Source organism: Methylobacterium sp. AC433, from assembly GCF_979253015.1.
In genome coordinates this window covers 703574-709755 of record NZ_CEEDBN010000001.1, presented here as the reverse complement: position 1 = coordinate 709755, position 6182 = coordinate 703574, and the positions used below count along the sequence as shown (strand labels likewise).

Genomic DNA, 6182 nt, shown 5'->3' with positions numbered 1-6182 from the left:
TGCCGCTCGATCAGCGGGAGCGTGCCGCGCCCGATGGAGCCGAAGCCGATCATCACGATGGGGCCGGTGATGCGGCCATGGACGGGCCATATGGGTTCGGTCATCGTTCGTGTTCCTTTTCGTGGGGAATGTTTGTCGGCGCTTTAGGCGCAACCGCGTTATCATCCGACTGCCGGAGGGGTCGGCTTCGGGATCGGATCGGGTGACCGATTCACGACCGGTCAGTCATGGATCGAGGGTGGATGGCTTACCGGTCCCCCGCATCGCGCTCGGCGATGACACGGGACAACAGACCTAAATCGACAGCCATTCAGAGGGTTGGGAGCCGAGCAGCAGCGTTGGCGGGGACGGCGGGCATAAGGCCCGTTCGAGCATCTCATCGCCAAACCACGCGAAACCGCGCGTTTACGCCGACCGAGCGGTGAAACGGCCTGCGGGAATGGACGGAATGCTCTGAGGTTTCATCCCTGGTGCGGGCCACGCCTGAAAAGGCAGGCCGGGCGCCAGGGCTTAAGAGCCTGCTTGCAGGCTGCCCGCACGCCCCAAAAGGCGAATGCTGCGTAGAAGGTTCGACATCGTGACGCCAAGCATAGGCTAAGCCGTACGGGTGTCAACGAACTCCTGTCGAGGGAATTTCCAGGGTTGAGGCATTCGGCGATACCGGAATTGACAAGCCGGAGAACTTCCCGGAGATATGGCGAACCATGCACAATCCTTGCCCCCCCCATCGTGGCCTGCTCCGGGCAGGTAGACTTATCGCGGGCGAGTAGCCCCGAGCCGGAGGCGCACGCCTGCGCCGGCCGCTCGGGGATTGCGTGACGGCTTCGGCCGGTACCAACCAACATCATCGCGTATCCATCGGCGGGTCAGAGCCTATGCGGCTCGCCTGTCGGCCAACCTGCGTCGCGTCCCAGCCGTCGGATCGGCTGATGGTGCGTCATTGCGGAGTTTAAGTCATGGAAACTTCCAAGTCCGAGCCAAAGGCGCGCCCCGCACCTGAAGCCCACGACGGCATGGGTGATGCCGGCGTCGCGACGCCGGCGCGGAACGTAGTTCCGCTGGCACGTAGGGTGATTCAGTTCGCGCGCACAAATTATCCGCGTCCGCCTTCCAGCCCGGGGGATGGTCTGTCCGACGCCACCACAGGCGAAGACGACGATCCGGGACCGCGCGCCGCTTGATCGTTCCGGATTGAAATAGCGCAGGGATTAATCGACCGTGTCTCAGAAGATGATGAAGCCGTCCATCAAGATGACGGCAGATGACCATAAGCGCTTGGCGCAGTTGGCCTCGTTTGCCGCGGATCGCACGCCCGAGGTGGCTTCCTTCCTCACCGATGAGGTGGACCGCGCGAGGATCGTCGGTCCGAAGGCCTGCGTTGCCGGCCTTGTGCAGATGGGTTGCGCGGTCGAGTTCAGGGACGACGCGACAGGCAAGGTCCAGACGGTGACGCTGGTCTACCCTGGGGAGGCGGACATCGAGCAGGGACGAGTGTCCGTCATGACCCCCATCGGCGCGGCCTTGATCGGATTGAGCATCGGCCAGTCGATGGACTGGCAAACCCGAACGGGAACCGTGAAGCAGCTGACGGTCCTCGACGTGAAGGTGCCCGAGAGGGTCTAGGGAACAGCCCGGACGGTCGCTTTATCGCAATGCCGGGCCGATCTCACCGTATCCGAACTTCCGATCTGATGAAGAGAACGGAGGCTTCGCTATGTCGGATCATGTCGCTCTTGGAAGACTACCCCAGCTATCAATCCCGGATACGGATGTCCTCAATTTGCGTCTGTTTTTGGCGAGCGATGGCCAAATTGATCCGAGGAAAGCCGCAACTGCTTTTCTCAGCGCCGAGCTTGACCGCGCCGAAGTCGTTATGTCGGATGACTTACCCTGGAACGTCGTGACGATGCACGCGCGCACCGAATACCGAGACGACGTGACTGAACATGTTAGTCGCCTCAAACTGGTCTACCCTGACGAGGAGCAATGGGACGACACTTGTGTTTCGGTGCTGTCGCCGCTCGGCGCCGCCGTTCTTGGCTTATCCAAGGGACATTCGATAAGGTGGCGTACCCCCTTGGGCGGCATACTTGGCGTTACAATCTTGCACGTCCTCTTCCAACCGTATCGGAAGAAGCTGAACTGGTATGGTTGGAACACCGACGGCGCGCTCACGTGATCTAGCGTAACAACGCCCTTGTCCGTGCTACGGACTAGCAGGTTGTTGAAAAAGTCCAGGGGGGTGCAATCCGAGCCAACATCTGGTGCCAATATAAGGATTTGACATCTACTGGCAGTAGGCAACCTCAGCATTCCGGGGCGCTTTTCGACTTTTTCAACACCCTGCTAAGCGTCGGCATCGCCGAGTGCATATGCGCGGTTACGACATGTCGCCGGCGCACGATACGACACACTGAGCTTGGCCTGACCCACAACCCGACTACGCCGGGCTTCAATTTTTTCTGAATACCCGAGGAGTTCTCGATGCGTCTATTTCTGTTCGCCGGTCTGGCAACCGCGGCACTATTAAGTGTTGGCGCCGCCCAGGCTGAAACGATCTCGACCCACGTCCTGGATCTGGCAAGCGGCGTCGGGGGTCCTAAGGTGCCGGTCACTCTGGAGATCAGGAAGGCAGACGGAGCTTGGCATGAGTTGGCCGCGGCGCGGACGGACGACAACGGCCGGGTCAGGTCCTTTGGCGAGGACATCAAAAACGAGGCGGGTGTCTATCGGCTGTCGTTCGATCTGTCGCATTATGGGGGCTCGGACGCCAAGCCGTTCTTCCCTGAGATCAGCGTAGTATTCCAGGTTGCTGATCCTACGATCCACTATCATGTCCCGGCCGTGATCAGCCCCTATGGCTATAGCACTTACCGTGGAAACTGACCGGGAAGCACGTGGTCCTAGTATGGCGCTGCTTTAGAGGCCGGGCCATATCTCTTCGGTACTGCTTTTCGCATTGCTTGGGACGGCTGCAGAATGCCGGTAGCCGGGCCCTAACGGATAGAGCTGGACGGTCTAAGGTCCGTGGTTCCCCGTCGGGCGCTCCCGCCCTCCTGACGATGTCCCGTCAGCCCGCCCTGCATCCGTAGCGCCCGTCCGCATCCCGTTCGAAATATTTTCCGTGGGTGATGCGGACGTCCATCTTCTTCCGGAGGGTGGCCGGGGTCAGCGGCTCTTTCTGCAGGGCGGCGCCTCGGAGAGTGACTTCGCGGAGCTCGGGCAGGATCTCGTCCGCAGCCATAGTGAGATCGCGCACACCGCAGAAGAGTGCGTCAAGCGAATTTGCCGGGGGGCCGACGAACGTCCGCTTCTGGGAATCGACGGGGATGGCCCTGGCGTCTTGCATGGGTCGGACGCGGTGGGGCGGCTTCTCAACATGGGAGCTCCGAGACGCACATTTAAAACGTCGAACCAATACTGAGCTGGCCACGTTCGCAGCATCCTTTCTTTCTCTGCCGGCATGGGCCGGTTGGGAGACGAGAAATGGGACATTCAGAGCACGACCCAGACTTCAAGAACCGCCGACCATGGAACGCAGGTCGGAAGCTGGGCGCCAAACGCCCTTTCAAACCACAGCAGGTTTGGGCCATTCGTTTCTGGCTCGACGGGGAGCGGCGTGTACGCGACCGCGCCATGTTCGACCTCGCCATCGACAGCAAGCTGTGCGGTTGCGATATCGTAAAATTGAAGATCGGTGAGCTCGTGAGCGGCGGGCATGTACGCACGCGCGTCATCGTCGTTCAGCGAAAAACTGGGCACCCTGTTCAATTCGAATTGCTGGAACCAGCACGTACCAGCATTCTAATTTGGTTGGGATGCCGAGGGGGCGGGCTCGACGATTACACCTTCCCGAGCCGGATCGACCATGAGGCGCACATAAGCACCCGGCAGTACGCCCGACTGGTGGATGAATGGGTCACGGGCATCGGGTTACGGCGCGAACACTACGGAACGCACTCCCTGCGCCGAACAAAGGCGGCGTTGATCTACAAGCGAACCGGCAACCTACGCGCGGTGCAAATCCTGCTCGGGCATACCAAAATTGAGAGCACGGTACGCTGTCTCGGCGTTGACGTTGAAGACGCGCTCGCTTTGGCGGAAGGGACTGAAATCTGAAGCCCGGCCTCCTCGGCGGCAACGTTGAGGAGGCCATGCAGTCTCTGGGACCGCAACGCGTCCGGTGCATTCGTTTACCCCGCCAAGATACCGTCTCGGATATAGACGTTCTTTGACCAACCCAGCCTTTCCGCCTTGGGTGGTTTCCTGCACATCCGCTTCTGGACGGCAGATGCATCGAAGCGGACATTGTCTCTACAGCGAGGCGTGGCGGCGCTGATACTCGGCTGGGGTCAGGCCGAGGCGGCGCTGGAAGGCCCGCCGTAGGGTGTCGCTGTCCTTGAACCCACAGGCGCCCGCCACCTGCTTGGCGGCGGCCTGACCCTCCTCAAGGAGGCGACGGGCCGCCTCGATTCGGACATTCTCGACGTAGGCCGCTGGCGTCAGGCCGGTCTCGGCCCTGAACAGGCGCGCGAAGTTGCGTGGGCTCATTCCGGTACGGGCGGCCAGCTTCGCGACACCGTGATCCTCTGCCGGATGTGCCGCCACCCAGCGCTGAACCTCTTGGAGGGCCGAGCGGCTCGCCAGGGCCCCGACGCCGCGCCGGCCGAACTGAAGCTGGCCGCCCCCACGCTTGAAGAACATGACGAGCTGCGCGGCGACTTTGCGGGCGACTTCGGAGCCGAGATCTTCCTCGACCAAGGCAAGGGCGAGGTCGAGTCCTGCGGTGACACCGGCCGAGGTCCTGAGGGGACCGTCGAAGACGCAGATCGCATCGGCATCGACGGAGGCATCGAAGTACCGTTCGGCCAGCGCATCCGCGACGGCCCAGTGCGTCGTAACCCGTCGGCCCCTCAGGAGTCCTGCTTGCCCGAGCAGGAAAGCACCGCTGCAGACCGAGCCGTAGCGTCGGCAGCGGGTTGCCGCCGTAGCGAGCCAGCGGCACAGGATCTCATCAGCCTCAAACCCATGCATGTGTGGCGCACCGGCGACCAGCAAGGTGTCAAAGGCGTGCTGGCTCTCCGCCTCGACGACGAGATCAGCAAACAGTCGGCGCCCGGAAGAGGTCTCGATTGCTCCAGGCTCAAGACCAATGATAGCAAGGTCGTAGACCCTTGCGCCAGCCTGAACATTTGCCTCGGCGAAGACGTCGAGCGGACCGGCAACGTCGAGAAGCTGCACTCCTGGCAGGGCAAGGACCGCAACGCTTCGCACCTTCACTTGAATCCCCCTTGTCCGTCCGAGACGGTCTTGTGGCAGAAATCGTCTGATAACGGTGATTGCTGCCAATCGCAGATTGGTATCTCATGAGGAGACGAAAAGCAAAGGAGATCCGGCGATGACCATCAATTCCCAGGCAGCCATTCCCGACAGCCGATTGGCCCGTGCCGTCACCGAGTTCATCCGTGATAATGAAACGGAGTTGCTCTTCAATCATTCGAGCCGCGTCTACCATTTCGGCGCACTGGCCGGTGTCCGGCGCGGCCTCAAGTTCGACCGCGAACTCCTCTATACTGGTGCCATGTTCCATGACATCGGCCTGATGCCGGCGCATGCGAGCGCCAACGAACGCTTCGAGGTCGATGGTGCGAATGCCGCGCGCGACTTCCTGAAGTCCTACGGCCTCCCGGAGGACGACGCCTACACCGTGTGGACGTCCATCGCGTTGCATACGACGCCGGGCATTCCCGTCCACATGCACCCTGTCGTCGCCCTGGTGACGGCGGGCGTAGAGATGGACGTACTCGGGTTGGCCTACGACCAGTATTCGGCAGCGCAGCGCGAGGCTGTCGTGTCCGCCTTCCCGCGCACGCCGGAGTTCAAGGAAGACATCATTCAAACTTTCTACGAAAGCATTAAGCACAAGCCGGACACCACCTTCGGGAACGTCAAGGCCGATGTTCTCGCCGACAAAGACCCCTCTTTCCGCCGGGGCAACTTCTGCAGCGTAATCCGCTGTTCACCGTGGACTGAAGGTACCCATGCGGTGGGATGTGGCTGCCAGCACGGGTGAGAGAGCTTCGTGCGAAGCTTTCGCACTTCGGTTGGTCGCTGCCGGAACTTTGGACGTCGATGCTGCCGTCCAGAATATCCTGGATGCTTACGCTACCTTCAGGCTCGGA

General features: G+C 61.4%; 7 protein-coding genes. 5 read left to right on the top strand and 2 right to left on the bottom strand.

The features are described 5' to 3' along the window. Positions 1 to 1230: 1230 nt before the first annotated feature. The 3 genes from rnk (at position 1231) to uraH (ending at position 2886) form a co-directional block, all read left to right on the top strand. Positions 1231 to 1623 carry a nucleoside diphosphate kinase regulator gene (gene rnk / locus AC0IWM_RS03490; protein ID WP_471753108.1) on the top strand — a complete coding sequence of 131 codons (393 nt, stop codon included), beginning with the start codon at positions 1231 to 1233 and terminating at the stop codon, positions 1621 to 1623. A gap of 91 nt (positions 1624 to 1714) precedes the next feature. Continuing rightward, complete coding sequence (locus AC0IWM_RS03485; RefSeq protein WP_471753076.1) at positions 1715 to 2179, top strand: GreA/GreB family elongation factor; 465 nt, start codon at positions 1715 to 1717, stop codon at positions 2177 to 2179. A 305-nt stretch (positions 2180 to 2484) separates the two neighbouring features. Next, positions 2485 to 2886: a hydroxyisourate hydrolase gene (gene uraH, locus AC0IWM_RS03480; RefSeq protein ID WP_471753075.1), complete on the top strand. Its 402-nt coding sequence runs from the start codon at positions 2485 to 2487 to the stop codon at positions 2884 to 2886. Positions 2887 to 3070: 184 nt separating this feature from the next. Here uraH and AC0IWM_RS03475 read toward each other — a convergent pair whose 3' ends face one another. Continuing rightward, the gene (locus AC0IWM_RS03475; RefSeq protein ID WP_471753074.1) at positions 3071 to 3349 is read right to left on the bottom strand and encodes a hypothetical protein; all 279 of its coding nucleotides are present in this window, start codon (positions 3347 to 3349) and stop codon (positions 3071 to 3073) included. Between the two features lie 137 nt (positions 3350 to 3486). Here AC0IWM_RS03475 and AC0IWM_RS03470 point away from each other — a divergent pair, with 137 nt between their 5' ends. Then, positions 3487 to 4119: a tyrosine-type recombinase/integrase gene (locus AC0IWM_RS03470; protein WP_471753073.1), complete on the top strand. Its 633-nt coding sequence runs from the start codon at positions 3487 to 3489 to the stop codon at positions 4117 to 4119. 195 nt (positions 4120 to 4314) lie between these two features. Here AC0IWM_RS03470 and AC0IWM_RS03465 read toward each other — a convergent pair whose 3' ends face one another. Next, positions 4315 to 5274, bottom strand: a complete 960-nt coding sequence (locus AC0IWM_RS03465; protein ID WP_471753107.1) for a GlxA family transcriptional regulator — start codon at positions 5272 to 5274, stop codon at positions 4315 to 4317. A 124-nt stretch (positions 5275 to 5398) separates the two neighbouring features. Here AC0IWM_RS03465 and AC0IWM_RS03460 point away from each other — a divergent pair, with 124 nt between their 5' ends. Beyond that, positions 5399 to 6073, top strand: a complete 675-nt coding sequence (locus AC0IWM_RS03460) for an HD domain-containing protein (protein WP_471753072.1) — start codon at positions 5399 to 5401, stop codon at positions 6071 to 6073. Positions 6074 to 6182 lie beyond the last annotated feature (109 nt).

Coding starts and splice junctions, on each gene's coding strand:
- rnk (WP_471753108.1), top strand. CDS start 1,231: ATGATGAAGCCGTCCATCAAGATGACGGCAGATGACCATAAGCGCTTG.
- AC0IWM_RS03485 (WP_471753076.1), top strand. CDS start 1,715: ATGTCGGATCATGTCGCTCTTGGAAGACTACCCCAGCTATCAATCCCG.
- uraH (WP_471753075.1), top strand. CDS start 2,485: ATGCGTCTATTTCTGTTCGCCGGTCTGGCAACCGCGGCACTATTAAGT.
- AC0IWM_RS03475 (WP_471753074.1), bottom strand. CDS start 3,349: ATGCAAGACGCCAGGGCCATCCCCGTCGATTCCCAGAAGCGGACGTTC.
- AC0IWM_RS03470 (WP_471753073.1), top strand. CDS start 3,487: ATGGGACATTCAGAGCACGACCCAGACTTCAAGAACCGCCGACCATGG.
- AC0IWM_RS03460 (WP_471753072.1), top strand. CDS start 5,399: ATGACCATCAATTCCCAGGCAGCCATTCCCGACAGCCGATTGGCCCGT.